Source organism: Dactylosporangium sp. McL0621 (assembly GCF_049995355.1).
In the GTDB taxonomy this organism is placed as follows: domain Bacteria; phylum Actinomycetota; class Actinomycetes; order Mycobacteriales; family Micromonosporaceae; genus Dactylosporangium.
Window position 1 is genome coordinate 4,595,466 of the sequence record NZ_CP188259.1, and the last position, 16,490, is coordinate 4,611,955.

A 16,490-nucleotide genomic window follows, 5' to 3' on the forward strand; every position below is an offset into this window, starting at 1 on the left:
CGATTGTCACGCTGTCCGCGACACGCGCAGCTGCTGCGCAGACTCTGGTCACGCATCATCGACGACCCGCGGCTTCAGCAACGCGGCCGCTCTCGTGCGCGACGCGACCGCTGAGGGCAGCGTGCCCGCCACCATCACGTTCATGCCCGGAGGTGATCGTCGCGCCGAGCAGGAAGCCGGCCAAGCGCGCGATGGTGGCCCGGCTCAGAGATGTGCGCTGCCAGGTCGCAGCACGTCGGTTCGACCCGCCAGCCTCCGGCTGCAGCGTCACCTCCACGAGGCCAGCATCACTCGGTGTTCTCGGAGATCAACGGCCTGTGGCGAAGATCACGTGTACTGCAGTCTTGTCGTTCCAAGATCCGTTACAGGTTGACTTCACGCGCGCTGATGCGCGACAGTCCGCCGAGCGCTGGTGGAGTTGACCATGATGGAACACAGGTATCGCGCGGTGCTGGAAGTGGAGTCGCGCGTCCGGTGACCGAGACCGAGGTGGCCGAGCGGTTCGGGGTGTCCGGCGGGCGGTGCACCGGCGTCGACCTCGGCGCACTGGTCGAGACCGATCCTGCCGCCTGACCTGCGGTCGGCGTCGCTGTCTGTCAGGACGGCTGCGGCGTTGGGCAGTCGTGGTGCTGCCGCAGCGGTGCTCGACGGACCGACAGTCGGCGTCAGACGCTCGCCCTTCCGGATGCTCGCGCCGGGAGCTTCGGTGTGGTGCTGTTCTATCGCAGATCGTGGTGCCGGTAGTGCGTCGAACAGCCGCGTGCGTTCCAACGGGCCGGTGAGCGTCTCACGAAACCAACCGGGCACGTAGCCGTGAGTGTGTGGTCTGCGGGGCCATCGGACCGTGGGTGACACGATTGACGTGTCCGGACAGTTCGCACATCGAAACGCACAGTTCCACGCGCCCGCGCCAGCCGACACGGACAACGCGAGCCGACACGGACAACGCGATCATCGACTTGCTGCCATGGCGGAGCAGATGCGGCAGACGTACGCCAACGCCCGGGGAAGTGCTGGGCCGCTTCGAAGCGCCGCTCGGCAACGACGCCCTCGCACCGCAACCCCTACCGATCAGCGTGGGAGGACACTGAGGTCTGGTGCCGCTAACGCCATTAAAGATCTTTCGATATTGAGGTGAGTCGTAGCGGGCTGATCGTGTTGCCGGGTACGAGAATCGGTGGCATGTCGGTCTCTGCACAGCCGGCGGGTCGGCGTGGTGCCGCTCGTCTGGATGTTGATGTGTTGCGGCAGCGCCGGATTCGGGCGGCGGAGTTGTTCGAGGACGGCGCGCGGCAGGCCGATGTGGTGACGCAACTGGGGGTCTCTGCGCAGACCGCGTCGCGGTGGCATCGGGCGTGGCGGGCCGGCGGCCGGGAGGCCCTGACCGGCGCGCAGCGACTGGGGCGTACGCCGCGGCTGTCGGACGAGCAACTGTCCGAAGTGGAGTCGGCACTGCTGGCCGGGCCGAAGGCCAGCGGGTTCGGCACCGACCTGTGGACCCTCGCCCGGGTGGCGGACGTGATCGAACGGGTCACCAGCGTGCGGTACGGGCCGACGCAGACCTGGACAATCCTGCGGCAGCGCCTCGGCTGGACCCGGCAGCGCCCGGCCCGGCGGGCCGTCGAACGGGACGACGCAGCGATCGAAGCGTGGGTCAAGCAGGACTGGCCCAGGATCAAAAGGGGGCCCGGCGACGGGGAGCGTGGATCTGTTTCCAGGACGAGAGCGGCTTCTCGCTCCTGCCCGTAGTCCGCGGCACCTGGGCACCGCGCGGGCAGACACCCGTGTTGCGGCACCGGTTCTCCTGGTCGCGGATGTCCATGGCCGGTGTGCTGGCCTACCGGCCCGACCGCTCCCGGGCCAAGCTGATCTTCCAGACCAAACCCGGCAGCTACAACACCGAAAGCCTCATCACGTTCCTCACCCAGCTGCGCCGGCACCTGCGCGGCAAGCCGATCGTGCTGATCTGGGACGGGCTGTCCGCGCACCGGTCCAAGGACATGAAGGCATGGCTGGCCACCCAGCAGCACTGGCTGACCGTCGAAGCACTGCCCGGCTACGCCCACGACCTCAACCCCATGGAACTGGTCTGGGGCAACCTCAAAGCCACCGAACTGGCCAACCTGTGCCCCGACATCCTCAACGACGCCGACACCGCCGCCCACACCGGCCTGCACCGCATCGGCAGCAGCTACCAACTGTGCTTCAACTTCCTCGACCACACCGGCCTACGTCTCTGACCATCACTCAAATACCGAAAGATCTTTAACACTGGTGAACCGAAATGCCGTGTAGGCGGGACTGGGTGAAGGGAGGTGCCTGATGAAGGCGATTGCGGTGACGGACCAGGCCGCGGGAACGGCCGGGATGACCCTGGTGGAACGGCCGGAGCCGGAACCGGCGATCAACGACGTCGTTGTTCAGGTTCATGCGTCGGGTTTCACCTCGGGTGAGCTGACGTGGCCCTCGACCTGGATTGACCGCTTCGGCCGTGACCGGACACCGACGATTCCCGGGCAGGAGCTGGCCGGAGTGGTCACCGGTCCCGGCTATGGCACGACGGGGCTGTCGGTGGGACAGCGGGTGTTCGGTCTCACGGACTCGTATCGCGGCGGCGGGCTGGCGGAGTTTGTGGCGATCGAGGCACGCAACCTCGCGCCGCTGCCTGGCGACGTCGACTTCACGGTGGGCGCGAGCCTGCCGATGCCGGGTCTGACTGCGTGGCAAGCGCTGTTCGAGCATGGCCGTCTTCAGGCGGGGCAGAGTGTCCTCGTGCACGGCGCGGCCGGTTCGGTCGGGTCGATGGTGGCTCAGCTCGCACGTGAGTTCGGCGCCTACGTCATCGGCACCGGACGCGCTGCCGACCGTCAGAAGGCGCTCGACTTCGGCGCGCAGGACTTCGTCGACCTCGACAACGACGCCCTGGACGACGTCGGCGGCGTCGACCTGGTGTTCGATGTCATCGGCGGCGACATCCAGCAGCGGTCCGCACGCCTCATCCGGGCCGGAGGAACACTGGTGAGCATCGGCGGGCCGCCCGAGGCGCGGCCCGCCGACAGCTTGGCGATCGACTTCGTTGTCGAGTCCGATCGCACCCAACTGGGTGAGATCGTCCAGCGCGTGCGGGACGGACGACTGCGGACGAACATCGGCACCGTCGCAACCCTTGACGATGCCGTCGCCGCCCTCAACCCGACCGAGCGGGATCAGCGGGCAGACGATCATCCGTGTTCGTCCGTGATCGACACACGTCCATCAATGCACCAAAGAGACAAATGCCCGAGGAGGCAATTCCCATGAAAGCGATCGTGGTGACGGACCAGGCTGCGGGAACGGCCGGGATGACGCTGGTGGAGCGGCCCGAGCCACAACCGGCGATCAACGACGTCGTTGTTCAGGGTCATGCTTCGGGATTCGTGCCGACTGAGATGGCGTGGCCCTCGACCTGGACCGATCGCCGCGGCCGTGACCGGACACCGTCGATCCCCGGGCACGAGATGGCCGGAACGGTGACCGCTCTCGGGTACGGCACGACTGGTCTGTCGGTGGGACAGCGGGTGTTCGGCCTCACGGACTGGCATCGCGACGGCACCCTGGCGGAGTATGTGGCCGTCGAGGCACGCAACCTTGCGCCGCTGCCGGGCGACGTCGACTTCACGGTGGGCGCGAGCCTGCCAATCTCGGGCCTGACCGCGTGGCAAGGGCTCTTCCAGCACGGCCGCCTTCAGGCGGGGCAGACTGTCCTCGCGCACGGTGCGGCCGGCGCAGTCGGGACGATGGTGACGCAACTCGCGCGCGAGGCCGGCGCGTATGTCATCGGTACGGGGCGCGCTGCCGACCGTCAGAAGGCGCTCGACTTCGGCGCGCAGGAGTTCGTCGACCTGGACAACGACGCCCTGGAGGACGTCGGCGGCGTCGATCTGGTGTTCGATGTCATCGGCGGCGACATCCAGAATCGGTCCGCAGGCCTGATTCGCGCCGGAGGAACACTGGTGTCCGTCGTCGGGCCGCCCGAGGCGCGGCCCGCGGACGGCCTGGCGATCGACTTCGTTGTCGAGTCCGATCGCGTCCAACTGGGTGAGATCGTCCAGCGGGTGCGGGACGGACGGCTGCGGACGAACATCGGCACCGTCGCAACCCTTGACGATGCCGTCGCCGCCCTCAACCCGACCGAGCGACTCAAGGGGAAGACGATCATCCGAGTTCGTCCGTGAGCACTCGGGGACGTGATCGTCGGGCGGTAGCTCGGCGCAACCAGGCTGGCATTCCCTGAGCAACTGGTGGAGACCAAGCTCGTCGCCAAGATGTAGCCAGCTAAAGGTCGTCCCGTAGTCGGCGTGTCGGGTCGTGTTGCCGGCGGTCGTCGACCACCTCGCCCCTACCTGGTGCTCCCACCGCTCCGGCGTCGCCGGGGCCCGGACGACGGGCGAACCGTCACTGACCGCGCCGAGATCGCTGCCGAACTCGAGCGCGATCTCAGCCTCGGCCTGCCGCTGGAGGCCAAGGCGCGCCATGTGTTCGTTGCCGGCGACATCGCCGAGATCGTGGTGGACTGGTCAATTGATGGCACAGGTCCCGAGGGCAAGCACGTGCACGTCGAAGGCACGGCAAGCGATGTCGCGCGCCGCGGCGCGGATGGACGCTGGCGGTACCTGATCGACAATCGTCTTGGGACGGCGGTGCGACAGCCCGCCTGACACGTGTGCGCCACGGCAGCTCTCGGCGAACGGAGGATGCCGGCATCCGAGATTCGGACGATGATCGTCGCGAGCACGAAGGCGATGACGGATGCCGCGAGCACACCCACTCGCGCTTCGTTCTGCGCAAGCTCGTCGTCGATCGTGATGTCGACGATGAACAGCGAGATGGTGAATCCGATCCCGCACAGCGCTGCACCGCCGAGGATGCGATCGAGGGTGAGTCCCGCTCCGAACTCGCCGAGCCCCAGACGCCGGAGGAGCTCACTCGAACCGAAGACGCCGAGGAGCTTGCCGACGACCAGGCCCATGACGATGCCCTGCGTCAGAGTGGAGCCGGCCGCGGCGAGGATCTCGGGGCTCAGCATGACGCCGGCGTTGGCGAGGGCGAACAGCGGAAGGATGACGTACGGGGCGTAGGCGGGCTGGAGGCGCTCGTTAATCGAGATGGATTCGCGGCTGTTCACGGAGGCTCGGGCGTACTCGGTGTTGGGTGACTGGCGGAAGGTGCGCGCGGGTCTGGATGACGGTGAGGTTCGTCATGATTACTCGCCGGGCTGGCTGTTCCCGGTCGTGTCGGTGTCCGGGTGGCGTGCAGCGAGGACAGTGAACAGGGTGGCGATGAGGGCAAGTGCGCCGTATCCGAGGGCGATCTGCGGTAGCGAGAAGATGTTGGAGAGTTGGCCGGAGATGAGGCTGGGGAAGGCGGCCGCGCTGTAGCAGATGAGGTAGATGATGCTGAACATCGGTGCGCGGTCGGCCAGGGTGCCGCCGTGCAGCAGGCCGCGGGTGGCGGCGCTGATGGCGATGCCTTGACTGGCGCCGGCGACGATGGTTGCGGCGATGAACAGTACGAGTGTGCCGGTGGCGATTGCTGTGATGATGCCGATCCATCCAGCCAGGAAGATGATCATGCCGAGGCGTTGGGCTGTCGCGGGTGTGAACCGGCCGCCGAGGGGAGCGCCCAGAGCGCTGGGGGCCATGTAGGCGGCGAACACCAGCCCGAGGACGAGCGGGCTGCGCGTGTGGAGTTGATCTTCGACGAGCGCTGGCACGAAGGCCTGATAGAAGGCCCCGGTCGCCCAGGTGGCGAGGAACACCGCTGCCGCGACGGGGAGCAGATGCCTGACCGGGGCCGGTACGCGAACCTGGGGTCGCAGTGACAACCAAGCGCCCGGCGACGGAGTTGCAGTCTCCGGGCTGACAGCGACGAGTGCGGCAGACAGGAGGAGGAGGCCGACGGCGACCAGGTAGATGAGCTCGCGTGGCCAGGGGCCGAACTGGACCAGGGCGCCGGAGGCGATGGCGCCGACGGCGAGGCCGAGCATGACCGTCTGGCTGGACGCGACGGAGGCCAACCAGGCCGGCCTGGCCGGTGCGGCATCGACGATGTAGGAGGTAAGGCTGGTGCTGGCCAGCCCGGCACCGAGGCCCATCAGGAGCCGACCGGCGATCAGTATGCCGATGTCGTGCACGTTCAGCAGCAGCAGACAGCCCAGCACAAGTAGGCCGAGGCTCGCGATCGAGGTGGGCCGGCGGCCGAGATGATTGGACAGCCGCCCCATCATCAACAGTGTGGTGAGAGTGACAGCGGAATAGGCGACGACGGTCATCGCGATGCCGGCGTTGGTGAACCCGTCCTCGGCCCGGTAGATGTTGAAAAGCGGGATCGTCGAGCCTACCGCGGCAAACGCGGCCACCAGGGAGCCCACCGCAGATACGAAGGCCAGCCGCAGCGACCCGTCCCGGCTGACCTTGTTGATCACTGGTGCTACGTTTTGCATCGAGCGGTGCCTTTCTCTTGTTCTGAATTAGGTCGGCCGCGAATAGGCCAAATGGCGACCCACGCAACATCGGTAAGCGAGAAGGCGCACCGAATGGTGTCCTCCGTGACCCGATTTGTGTCGATTTCGTCGCGCCGTCTTACTTACAACGTCACGATTTCGCTCGTTCCTCGACGCCTTCCCGCCGACCACCGGCAGGTGCGGAGTACCAAAGGTCATCGGTGGCCTTTGGTTACTCCCGGGTGCTTCGGGTCGATGAGATCGGCGTACTCGGGGTTGTGCTCGATGAAGGTGTGCACGATCGGGCACATGACGGTGACCGTCTTGCCTTGCGTCCGCACGTCGTCGAGGACGCGTCTGATCAGCTCTGTGGCGATGCCCTGTTTGCGGAACTCGGGGAGCACTGAGGTGGCCAGCAACACGAGTCGGTCGTCGCCGGCGACGTTGTATGGCAGGCCGGCAATCTCGCGGTCGCCCACGATGGCCTCGTAGATGCCGGTTTTCTCGTCGTTGACGACTGCGAAGTCGAACGCGGGAGCGTGGGGATCGTCGGTTACCTCGTCGATGAGGACGATCTGATCCTGACTGAGGGTGCCCTTCTCACCGGGGTATCCGGCCTCATCGGGGTACTCGAAGGCGTATCGGGCTGGATCAGTCGGGTCGGTCATGGGGGGTGTCCCTTCGTTGATAGTTCGTTCGCCGGCCGAGGACGCTCGTTCTTGTTTCTTAGGTGTGCCGAGTCCTTTAGGGGCGAACGCGGATGATCGTCTTCCCCTTGATCCGCTCGGTCGGGTTGAATGCGGCGACGGCGTCGTCGAGGGTTGCGATGTTGCCGATGTTGGCCCGCAGTCGTCCGTCCCGGACCCGCTGGACGATCTCACCCAACTGCGCGCGATCGGCCTCGACGACGAAATCGACTGCCAGGCCGTCCGCGGGCTGCGCTTCGGGCGGGCCGGCGATGGTCACCAGCATTCCGCCAGCTCGAACCAAACCCGCAGACCGCTTGCCAATGTCGCCACCGATCACGTCGAAGACCAGGTCGACGCCGCCGACGTCTTCCAGCGCGTCGTTCTCAAGGTCGACGAACTCCTGTGCACCGAAGTCGAGTGCGATCTGCCGGTCGGCGGTACGTCCGGTGCCGATGACGTAGGCGCCGGCCTCACGTGCGAGTTGCGTCACCATCGAGCCGACTCCACCGGCCGCACCATGCACGAGAACGCTCTGGCCCACCTCGGAGCGGCCGTGCACGAACAGTCCCTGCCACGCGGTCAGACCCGAGATCGGCAGGCTCGCGCCCACCGTGAAGTCGACATCACCCGGCAGCGGCGCGACGTTACGCGCCTCGATCGCCACGTACTCGGCCAGAGTGCCGTCGCGAGCCCAGTCCGCGAGCCCGAACACCCGTTGTCCCACCGACAGTCCTTTCGTGCCGTAGCCGAGCGCGGTGACCACTCCGGCCACCTCGTGGCCAGGGATCGACGGTGTGCGGTCGCGGCCGAGGCGATCGGTCCAGGTTCCGGGCCACGTCAGCTCGCCGGGGGTGAATCCCGACGCATGAACCTGAACAACGACGTCGTTTGTCGCCGGTTCCGGCTCAGGCCGCTCCACCAGCGTCATCCCGGCCGTTCCCGCGGCCTCATCTGTCACCACAATCGCCTTCATCGGGCACCTCCCTTGATCGTCAGGTGGAACCTAGCCGTCCAGACGCGCTAGGAGTCCAACGTACATGGACTATCTCGTCCACACCAAGGGCCATCTGGGGGCTCTCGAGTAACGAGGCCTTCGCTCGCAAACGCCGTTAGCGGGTCACAGGATGCAGCTTGACGTGGGCGTATAAGCGCGCCGCCGCGCACCCAGGCCTCGCCCAAGGAGTTGACGCAACTGGCGTGATTTGGACTACATAGTCCGATGAGTGGCTCGCGAACGGCGCGGAGCGCATGCCCAGCCGGGCAGATGTCGACTTCTCCTCGCTCGCCAGGCGGCTGGACGCCGACGATCTGCTGGACCGCATCGTCCACAACAGTCAGGGAGCCCAAAACGGAGATTGCGAATGGATGCTACAGACCACCACCGTGAGGGTTCACCGATGGACCGCGGCGGACGCTCGCGCGTAGGGGCTATCGCTGACCCGCCCAGCGATGCCTTGGCCTTGGGAGAGCTACTGTGCAGCCTGGACTCACTCGATGACCTGGCGCGCTGGCGCGATGAGGTCATCAACCTGCACCGGCAAGTGATCCTCGGCACCTCCGCTGCGCCCGATGTTGCCAGCTGCGCGTGCAACGGCGCCGGGTCTCGAGTGGCGCGTCCCGTCGCGACCGCCACACTGGAGGCGTTGTTGGCGGCCGGCATCGACCGAATGCGGGAGAACGGCGAACTGGCGGTCGACGCAGATCCGGCCAGACTGGCGACGGGGTTGACAGCCGCGTTGCAGGGCGGATCGCTGCTGGCGAAAACAACCCGTGACATCGCCCCGCTGGAAGCCGCGCTCGACGCGGCGCGGAACTGTCTTCGCTCGCATTCCGCCGGATGAGCACTGCACTTATCAGGCCGAGAGAAACATCCTGACATGATCGAGCGCCATGTCGAGCGCGATCTCCATGGGTGTGACGTCATGAGCGGACTGGGCCAACAGGTAGCCCCCTTGCAGCGCTGCCATCAGCCCGATCGCGAGCTTCCGAGGGTCGGCGTCGGCAGCGAGTGTCCTGGCATCCTGCATGCGACGCAGGCCGGCCTCGATGAGGTTTTCCCACTCGTCGAAGGTCTCCGCCAGGGCCATGCGGGCGACCTCGTCCTGGTCGGAGACCTCTCCGGCGATCGAGCCGAGGACGCAGCCGTATGCGCCCTTTTGCAGTGAGTTGCGCTGGACGAGTGCGTCCCTCCACCGAACCAGACCGTTGAACGATCTGAGGCGTTGAAGCGCAGCATGCTCGCGCTCCATGATCTGTTCCGCGCGGAGCAGGACCACGGCACGGACCAGCTGCTCCTTGTCGGCGAAGTGGTTGTAGAGCTGAGATTTGCTCGTGCCGCTCGCGGCGCGGACCTCGTCCAGAGTGGTCGAGCTGACCCCCTTCACGTACATGAGCTCGGCCGCGGCCTCGATGATGCGCCGCCTCGTCGCCGCGCCGCGAGGTGTCAGCCTCGACTCCTCTCCGGCGCTCTCTGACCTGGTCACAAAGGCAACTCTACCGGCCTGGATAATCGGTGCCGGTCCACCGATCATCCGCGTGTTCAACGGAAGACTGCACGACCGACGCTGAGGCCACGAAGAAACTGGACCCTAGAGCCCTTTCATGGGAAGCTCCGGAGTCCTCCGAGAGCCGGCGATGTGGTCGCCGGTCAGCTAATGCGGGTCAGTACCTCGGCGGGGCACACGCGGCGGGGCAATCACCCGGCCCTTCCCGCGCGGTATGCCGAATACGCGGCGGCCGGCTGTGGCGGGCGCGGGCTCGGCGGGCTCGCCGGCCTCCCGCCGCTGACGGGCGCCGAGGCTGGCGGCGACGAAGGCGGCTCGCGGGTGCTGCACCGACAGCAGCGACACGACGTCGCGACCGTAGAACAGCGCCGCCGCCCGGACGAGTGCCGCCCGCACCTTGCGCTCCCACGTCGGGATCGCCGGCACGTGGTAACCGCGGTGCGTGAGCCAGGCGAGCGGGCCCTTGATGACGATCCGGCGGTACTGGGAAGATCCCCTTGCCGAGGCCGAGTGTAGTCGTTAGAAGTTTATTGATCCGGATGCAGTAGTTGGTGAGGTTGTCGAGGATCTGATCGGCGGTTTTGGTCCAAACAAAGGGTTTCGGGTTGTCGTTCCAGGCCGCGATCCAGGCGTTGACGTCGTCTTCGAGGGCTTTGACGCTGCGGTGGGTGGAGCGGCGTAGCTTGCGGTTGGTCAGTTCGGCGAACCAGCGTTCGACCAGGTTGAGCCAGCTGCCGGAGGTCGGGGTGAAGTGCAGGTGGAAGCGGGGGTGCGCGGCGAGCCAGGTGCGGATCGCCGGGGTTTTGTGGGTGGCGTTGTCGCAGACCAGGTGCAGGTCCAGCTCGGGTGGGGTGTTGGCGTCGATGGTGCGCAGGAACCGCAGGAACTCCTGATGGCGGTGCCGGCGCTGATGCTGGCCGATCACCTTGCCGGTGGCGATGTCCAACGCGGCGAACAGGCTCGTCGTACCGTGCCGGACGTAGTCGTGCGTGCGGCGCTCGGGCACACCCGGCATCATCGGCAGCATCGGCGCGGTGCGGTCGAGGGCCTGCATCTGGGACTTCTCGTCGACCGCGAGGACCATCGCCTTGTCCGGCGGGTCGAGATACAACCCGACCACGTCGCGGACCTTGTCGATGAACAACGGGTCGGTGGACAGTTTCCAGGTGTCAACCAGGTGTGGCTTGAGCCCGAACGCTCGCCAGATCCGCGATACGGCCGTCTGATTGAGCCCGGTCGCCTGCGCCATCGACCGGGTCGACCAGTGACTGTCCTGATTGGATGGTGCAGATTCGAGGGTCTTGACGATGACCGCTTCGACCTGCGCGTCGGTGATCTTCCGTGGCGCCCCGGGGCGAGGCTCATCCTGCAACCCCGCAAGCCGCTGGGTGACGAACCGCTTGCGCCACTTGCCGACCGTCGGAAGCGAGGCTCCGAGCTTCCGCGACACCTCGCTGTTGGACAAGCCATTCGCGCACGCCAACACGATCCGCGCTCGCAGCGCCAACGCCTGCGCCGTCTTGGCCCGACGGGCCCAGCCCTGCAACACGTCCCGCTCCTCAGCGGTCAGCGCCAGCACCGCCAGCTTCGGACCACGACCGTCACCCATACCGTCAATCTACCAACGAATCAATGACTCAGGACACTAGACTAGATGAGTAAGTCCTAAGCCCGGTCAGTGGTCGTAGGCGATCAGTGACCGGGTTTTGGGTCGGCCGGTGGCGCGGTTGTGCCAGATGGCGGCGGTCATGGCGAGGAGACGCTGGGCGACGCGGGCGGTGACGCCTTCGATGCTGCGTCCGCCGTGCAGTTCGAGGTCGAGTTGGCCTTTGAGGGTGTCGTTGACCGACTCGATCAGCTGGCGGATCGGTTTGAGGAGATGTTCGCCGGGTCGTGGGGTGCGGTTGCGGTACGACGGGCGGAGTGGGCGGGCGCTGTGTTCGGCCAGCCACCGGTCCAGTTCTGCTGAGACGTAGCCTTTGTCGGCGATGATCAGCAGCCCGGGCCGATCGGTCATCAGGTTCGGGTCGTGCTCCAGGACCGCGGTCAGGACCTGCCGTTCGTCGATCTTCGGGGTCGCGAGGGCCCAACTGACCGGGAGCCCGGCGGGGGTGCAGATCAGATGCAGGCGCAGCCCCCAGAAGAACCGGGAATGCGAGGCAGTAGCCGTAGCCGGCCCACCCGGCCAGGTCCGAGCGTTGTACCGTCGGCCGGGACCGGCCGCATTCCACGGGCGTTGAGTCCACGACCCAGGTGGTGTCGTGCCACAGGTCGGTGTCCGCGGCGATCACCCGGATCGCCCGTTTCAGCAGCGGCAACGCCGCCCGTAGCCGCTTGTTGTAGCCGGACTGCCCGGGCAGGTACGGAAATGCCCCGGGCAGGCGCCCTGGCACGAACCGCAGCCAGCGGGCCTCGGACCGGATCCCGAGCAGCGCTTGGGCCACCGCGAGGGTGAGCAGTTCGGCGTCGGACAACTTCGGTGGCCGTCCGGTCCTGCGTGGCCGTCCGAGCCAGTCCGTCGATCCTCACGTACAGTGCGGTCAGAAGGGTGTTGAGGTCTGTCGTCACAAACGGATCTTCAACACCCTTCACCCATACCCGCACTCCGGGGTCGGTTAGGACTTACTCGTCTAGTTCCTTCTGGACAGCGTGCTCGCACACCGGCCGTGATCCTCGGCGGCACGACAGCATGAGCGAACACATACTTCCCGCGTATGCCCGCTACGATGCTTCATCCTGCTCGCGGGCGAGCAGATTTAGATGTGTTATGGCCATGTCGATCGCGGAAGCCATCGGCGTGACGTCGCGGGAGGTCTGCGCCAACAGGTAGCCGCCCTGGACAGCCGCCACGAACCCCGTCGCAAGTTGGGCCACGTCGGCGTCCCGCGGAATGACACCTTCCTGCTGAAACCGGCGAAGGAGATCTTCGAAGAGTTCCTGCCAGGCCATGAACAGGTCGTGGAGCTTCCTGCGTGCGGCCGAGTCCTGATCGGAAACCTCGTTCGCCAGGGAGCCCAAAGGGCACCCGTACCGGCCGTCTTGCAGGGCATTGTGCGCGACAAGTGCATCCCGCCAACGTCGCAGGCCCGTGAACGTCCTCACCTTCTCCAGGCGTTCTCGCTCACGGGCTATCGTTCGCTCGCCCACAAGCTCGATCACTGCCCGTACCAGCGCTGGCTTGTCTTCAAAGTGTCGGTACAGCTGCGATTTACTGACGTTGCTCGCAGAGACGACGTCGTCCAGAGTCGTTCCGCCGACTCCTCGCACGCGCATCAACTCGGCGGCAGTGGTGACGATTTGAGACTTCGTCTTCGCGCCACGCGCCGTCAACCGCGCGGCTGCGGCCGTCTGCGAGCTCTCCTCCACACAGCCATGGTACTGACAGGACCGCCGCACGAACCAGGTCAAGGCATCAGCGCCCGGCGCGGCCGCGGCAGGGGCACCGGTGAAGGTGAACGTGGACGTGTGCAGACATCTAGCTACATCTGGACGATCTCGTCTCGTTTGGTCAACCGTCGACGTCCCTTGAGGCGTCACATCGGCCATCGTACGCATTCCCCGCCCGCAGGCGCACCGGCCTCTGCGACCTCACTGCCAGGCGCCCGCTGCACGACTCCGCGCTATGCTGGACGAATCCGTCCTGTTAGGCAGGACCGTTCAGCCAATCCGAACAGGGATCCGAGCTATACTGGACGAATCCGTCCAGTTAGACCGGCCGTTCTGCCAATACAAACGGGGAGCCGAGCTACACTGGACGAGGCCGTCCAGTTGCGGCCGGACCGTTCAACCAACACGAACAGGGTGCCGAAATGTCCGAGTCCTATTCACTCCCCACTGAACCCGAAGGCGTCGTCGCGTCGCTGCTTGAGCGATCCACCGGAGGTTGATTCGCTGTGTCACGACTGAACGTTCCCTCTCTAGATGACGTCCCCGCTGGCACGCAGCGGATCCTCGACAACGTTGGCGCGCAGCTCGGCTTCGTCCCGAACATGTTCAAGACCATCGCGTCGAACCCGACCGTGCTTGAGGCCGTCACGACCCTGCAAAGCACCTTGAACCGGGTTGTGGACGCGAAGACCCGGCACAGCATCGCGCTGGCCGTGTCGCAAGCCAACGGCTGCAGTTACTGCCTGGCAATGCACACATACGTATCGTCCGAATTCGGCGGTATGTCGAGCGACGACATCAACCTCAGCCGCGCCGGGAGCTCGGTCGATCCCAAGCGCGCCGCGGTCGCTCGCTTCGTTCAACAGGTGGTGGAGCGCCGCGGACAGGTCAGCGACGCCGACCTCGAGGCGGTGCGAGGCGCCGGATACACCGACCCGCAGATCTTGGCGATCGTCACGGTCGCGGTGCAGGTCCTGCTCACCAACTTCATCAACAACGTCAACCAGACCGACATCGACATCCCCGCCGTCAAATCGGCCGGTACGCCCGGTTGATCGCCGGAACCCCCGTCGAGGCCGCGCACACAACCCGATAAACCCCTCACTGCCCCAAACGATCATTCAGGAAGGATGCGATATGCCGGGCTCCGAACTCTATGAGAAATTCATGGCGCTGCACACCCGCGACGGTGGCCTCGTCATGCCGAACGCCTGGGACGGTCTCTCGGCGTTGATGCTGGCCGATGCCGGCTTCGAGGCGATCGCGACATCGTCAGCGGCGCTCGCTGCCACGCTCGGTCGGTCCGACGGATGTCACGAAGTCACCCGCGACGAGCATCTCGAACATGCGCGGCTACTCGGCCGACTCACCGGGCTGCCCGTCAACGGAGACTTCGAGGACGGTTACGGCGACTCGCCTGAAGACGTCGCGGCGACCGTCGAAGCCGCCGTCGAGTTCGGTTTGGCCGGTATCGGGGTTGAGGACACCTCGGGCAATCCCGATCAACCGATCCGCGACTTCGACGAGGCAGTCAATCGCATACGTTGCGCCGTCGACGCAGCCAAGAGGCGCATCGTCGTCACCGGCCGCACCGACAACTTCATCCAGGGGCAGCCCGATCTCGACGACACCATCCGGCGTCTGACGGCCTTCGCTGAGGTCGGCGCGGATGTGCTCTACGCCCCGTACCCACCCGACCTCGACGCGCTTGACGCGATCGTCACCGCGGTCGCGCCGAAACCGGTCAACGTCCTCGTGTCACCGTCGGACAAGGTGCTGACCGTCGTTGAACTACAGAAGGCCGGGGTCAAACGCATCAGCTTGGGTCCAGCGCTCTACACCCACGCGATGGAGGCACTCGAACAGGCCACCAAGGCGCTCGTTGCGGGCAACCTCGCCTCGGCGACGACAGGCATCAGCTTCGAGCGCATTGGCGAACTACTTGCCCGCGGTAAGAACTAGCCCAAACCCTACGAACCGCTGCTCCCACCTACTGATTACAAGAAGAAGGCAGATTGACATGAACCTCGACAAGCTCATGAACAAGCACCTCACCAGGGCTTTCGACCCCAGTAAGACCATCTCAGAAGAAACCCTTCAACAACTGTTGAGTTTTCTACGGTCCACGCCGACATCATGTAACATACAGCCCAACCACTTCTACGTACTCGCCACGGCCGAAGGCAAAGAGCACCTCGTGGCCAACCTGGGCGAACGATTCCAGGACAACAGCGAGAAGATCCTGAAGGCGTCGCACGCCATCATCCTCACCACCCGGGCAGATCTGTCCGAGAGCCACCTCGAAAAGGTGTTCAACAAGGAGACCGCCGACGGTCGGTTCCCCGACCCGGCAAAGAACGCGCTGTGGCAGTCAATGACCCGCGACTTCCTCAACCTGCGCAACTACGGCTACAAGGACCTGAACCACTGGATGGAAAAGCAGACCTACATGGCGCTGGGCATGACCATGATGGCGGCCGCTGAGCTCGGCGTCGAGGCCATGCCGCTCGAAGGGTTCGACCCGACCAGCGTCGACAAGGCGTTCAAGATCCGCGAAACCGGACACACCACGACAGTGCTACTGGCCCTCGGCTACCCCGACCCGGCGAAGGTGTACTCCACCCCGATTTCGCGCTTCGAAGCCGACCAGCTGTTCACCTTCGTCTAAACATCCACGGCATCGGGAACGACTGTGGCGCACTAAAGCTGAGATCGGCATCGGAACGAAGAGTCAGCGCCGACATCAAGCAAGATGCTTGCCTAACGCGACTCTTCGTTCCGATGCTAGGCGCCAGCCCGCTCCCGACGCGTCCCAGGGGTCCTACGCCTGGGGGTCGCTATACCGCGTTCTGGTCCCCGGATGGGCGATGCGGCCCATGGCCGCCCGTCGCTGGCGGTTAAGGTTGACGCGAAGGACCTGGGCGTCGTGTTGTGCGGCTGGGGCTGCCGTTGATCAGTGATCGGCATTCCGAACTGGGGTGGCTTCTGGGCCGTCCCTGGGCCGTCGTCGGGGCCGTCAAACGCTGCCCAAATGAGCCGCGTGCGTCGTGAATTCGCAGGTCATGGGCCTGGTGTGCGTGGCGGTTCGGGTGCTTGCGCCGGTCGGTGGCCGATGACCATGGCGTAGATCATCGGGCAGGTCCGGGTCCGGCGGGATGCCGGGTTCGGCTGCGGCCGCGACCGGCCGCCGCCTACGAGCCGTCAGCAGGTCGGCACGCTGTGGCGGGGGACCTGATGTCACCGGTGCGGATGCCATGCCGCCATGTCGGTGTTCTCGGATTTGGCCGCCCGCGTCGCGCCGCCCGCGTAACTGTCTCTGTACCCCCGTCGGCTTCCGTCGCTGTTGCCGGCGTTCGGGCGCCGCCGTTCGCGGCGGCCATGCGGAGACGCCGCTTTGGGCCTTGGCCGGGCGGTCAGGGCGCTCGGATT

General features: G+C 65.9%; 14 protein-coding genes and 4 pseudogenes. 9 read left to right on the forward strand and 9 right to left on the reverse strand.

Translation table 11 applies throughout. The features are described 5' to 3' along the window. Positions 1–55 precede the first annotated feature (55 nt). Entirely contained in the window at positions 56–277 is a 222-nt protein-coding gene (locus ACPPVO_RS21980; protein WP_426513075.1) for a hypothetical protein, read from the reverse strand. Between the two features lie 962 nt (positions 278–1,239). Here ACPPVO_RS21980 and ACPPVO_RS21985 point away from each other — a divergent pair. The 5 genes and pseudogenes from ACPPVO_RS21985 to ACPPVO_RS22005 all read left to right on the forward strand — a co-directional run. Continuing rightward, on the forward strand, positions 1,240–1,749 hold the full coding sequence (locus ACPPVO_RS21985; RefSeq protein ID WP_426502512.1) for a winged helix-turn-helix domain-containing protein: 510 nt from the start codon (positions 1,240–1,242) through the stop codon (positions 1,747–1,749). After that, complete coding sequence (locus tag ACPPVO_RS21990) at positions 1,650–2,240, forward strand: IS630 family transposase (RefSeq protein WP_426502513.1); 591 nt, start codon at positions 1,650–1,652, stop codon at positions 2,238–2,240. The genes ACPPVO_RS21985 and ACPPVO_RS21990 overlap by 100 nt, the downstream gene beginning before the upstream one ends. Before the next feature lie 82 nt (positions 2,241–2,322). Further along, a complete protein-coding gene (locus ACPPVO_RS21995; RefSeq protein ID WP_426513076.1) occupies positions 2,323–3,300 on the forward strand; it encodes an NADP-dependent oxidoreductase in 978 nt (325 codons plus the stop codon). Further along, entirely contained in the window at positions 3,297–4,214 is a 918-nt protein-coding gene (locus tag ACPPVO_RS22000) for an NADP-dependent oxidoreductase (protein WP_426513077.1), read from the forward strand. Before ACPPVO_RS21995 ends, ACPPVO_RS22000 begins: the two co-directional genes overlap by 4 nt. Positions 4,215–4,424: 210 nt before the next feature. Then, positions 4,425–4,697, forward strand: a pseudogene (locus ACPPVO_RS22005) (YybH family protein); the annotation flags it as partial. 119 nt (positions 4,698–4,816) lie between these two features. On the opposite strand, the pseudogene ACPPVO_RS22010 reads toward ACPPVO_RS22005, so the two are convergent. The 4 genes and pseudogenes from ACPPVO_RS22010 to ACPPVO_RS22025 form a co-directional block, all read right to left on the reverse strand. Continuing rightward, positions 4,817–5,164, reverse strand: a pseudogene (locus ACPPVO_RS22010) (Na+/H+ antiporter NhaA); the annotation flags it as partial. 78 nt (positions 5,165–5,242) lie between these two features. Then, positions 5,243–6,463 (reverse strand): MFS transporter, encoded by a 1,221-nt coding sequence (locus tag ACPPVO_RS22015; protein WP_426513078.1) that lies wholly within the window; start codon positions 6,461–6,463, stop codon positions 5,243–5,245. Positions 6,464–6,696: 233 nt separating this feature from the next. Continuing rightward, entirely contained in the window at positions 6,697–7,149 is a 453-nt protein-coding gene (locus tag ACPPVO_RS22020) for a GNAT family N-acetyltransferase (protein WP_426513079.1), read from the reverse strand. Between the two features lie 76 nt (positions 7,150–7,225). Continuing rightward, on the reverse strand, positions 7,226–8,143 hold the full coding sequence (locus tag ACPPVO_RS22025) for an NADP-dependent oxidoreductase (RefSeq protein WP_426513080.1): 918 nt from the start codon (positions 8,141–8,143) through the stop codon (positions 7,226–7,228). 424 nt (positions 8,144–8,567) lie between these two features. On the opposite strand from ACPPVO_RS22025, the gene ACPPVO_RS22030 reads away from it, so the two are divergent. Beyond that, positions 8,568–9,011 carry a hypothetical protein gene (locus ACPPVO_RS22030; RefSeq protein ID WP_426513081.1) on the forward strand — a complete coding sequence of 148 codons (444 nt, stop codon included), beginning with the start codon at positions 8,568–8,570 and terminating at the stop codon, positions 9,009–9,011. A 12-nt stretch (positions 9,012–9,023) separates the two neighbouring features. On the opposite strand, the gene ACPPVO_RS22035 is transcribed toward ACPPVO_RS22030, so the two are convergent. From ACPPVO_RS22035 to ACPPVO_RS22050, 4 genes and pseudogenes are all read right to left on the reverse strand, one after another. Further along, entirely contained in the window at positions 9,024–9,653 is a 630-nt protein-coding gene (locus ACPPVO_RS22035; protein WP_426513082.1) for a TetR/AcrR family transcriptional regulator, read from the reverse strand. A 550-nt stretch (positions 9,654–10,203) separates the two neighbouring features. Further along, positions 10,204–11,283, reverse strand: a pseudogene (locus ACPPVO_RS22040) (IS630 family transposase); the annotation flags it as partial. 66 nt (positions 11,284–11,349) lie between these two features. Beyond that, positions 11,350–12,242 (reverse strand): annotated as a pseudogene (locus ACPPVO_RS22045) (IS982 family transposase). 153 nt (positions 12,243–12,395) lie between these two features. After that, positions 12,396–13,040: a TetR/AcrR family transcriptional regulator gene (locus tag ACPPVO_RS22050; protein WP_426513083.1), complete on the reverse strand. Its 645-nt coding sequence runs from the start codon at positions 13,038–13,040 to the stop codon at positions 12,396–12,398. A gap of 527 nt (positions 13,041–13,567) precedes the next feature. On the opposite strand from ACPPVO_RS22050, the gene ACPPVO_RS22055 reads away from it, so the two are divergent. The 3 genes from ACPPVO_RS22055 (at position 13,568) to ACPPVO_RS22065 (ending at position 15,729) form a co-directional block, all read left to right on the forward strand. Beyond that, positions 13,568–14,116 carry a carboxymuconolactone decarboxylase family protein gene (locus tag ACPPVO_RS22055; protein ID WP_426513084.1) on the forward strand — a complete coding sequence of 183 codons (549 nt, stop codon included), beginning with the start codon at positions 13,568–13,570 and terminating at the stop codon, positions 14,114–14,116. Between the two features lie 82 nt (positions 14,117–14,198). Then, entirely contained in the window at positions 14,199–15,023 is an 825-nt protein-coding gene (locus tag ACPPVO_RS22060) for an isocitrate lyase/PEP mutase family protein (protein ID WP_426513085.1), read from the forward strand. A gap of 58 nt (positions 15,024–15,081) precedes the next feature. Further along, entirely contained in the window at positions 15,082–15,729 is a 648-nt protein-coding gene (locus ACPPVO_RS22065) for a nitroreductase family protein (protein ID WP_426513086.1), read from the forward strand. Positions 15,730–16,490: the final 761 nt, after the last annotated feature.

Bases quoted from the DNA above. Each gene is read 5' to 3' on its own strand.
- ACPPVO_RS21995 (WP_426513076.1), top strand. From the start codon at position 2,323: ATGAAGGCGATTGCGGTGACGGACCAGGCCGCGGGAACGGCCGGGATG.
- ACPPVO_RS22000 (WP_426513077.1), top strand. From the start codon at position 3,297: ATGAAAGCGATCGTGGTGACGGACCAGGCTGCGGGAACGGCCGGGATG.
- ACPPVO_RS22020 (WP_426513079.1), bottom strand. From the start codon at position 7,149: ATGACCGACCCGACTGATCCAGCCCGATACGCCTTCGAGTACCCCGAT.
- ACPPVO_RS22025 (WP_426513080.1), bottom strand. From the start codon at position 8,143: ATGAAGGCGATTGTGGTGACAGATGAGGCCGCGGGAACGGCCGGGATG.
- ACPPVO_RS22030 (WP_426513081.1), top strand. From the start codon at position 8,568: ATGGACCGCGGCGGACGCTCGCGCGTAGGGGCTATCGCTGACCCGCCC.
- ACPPVO_RS22060 (WP_426513085.1), top strand. From the start codon at position 14,199: ATGCCGGGCTCCGAACTCTATGAGAAATTCATGGCGCTGCACACCCGC.
- ACPPVO_RS22065 (WP_426513086.1), top strand. From the start codon at position 15,082: ATGAACCTCGACAAGCTCATGAACAAGCACCTCACCAGGGCTTTCGAC.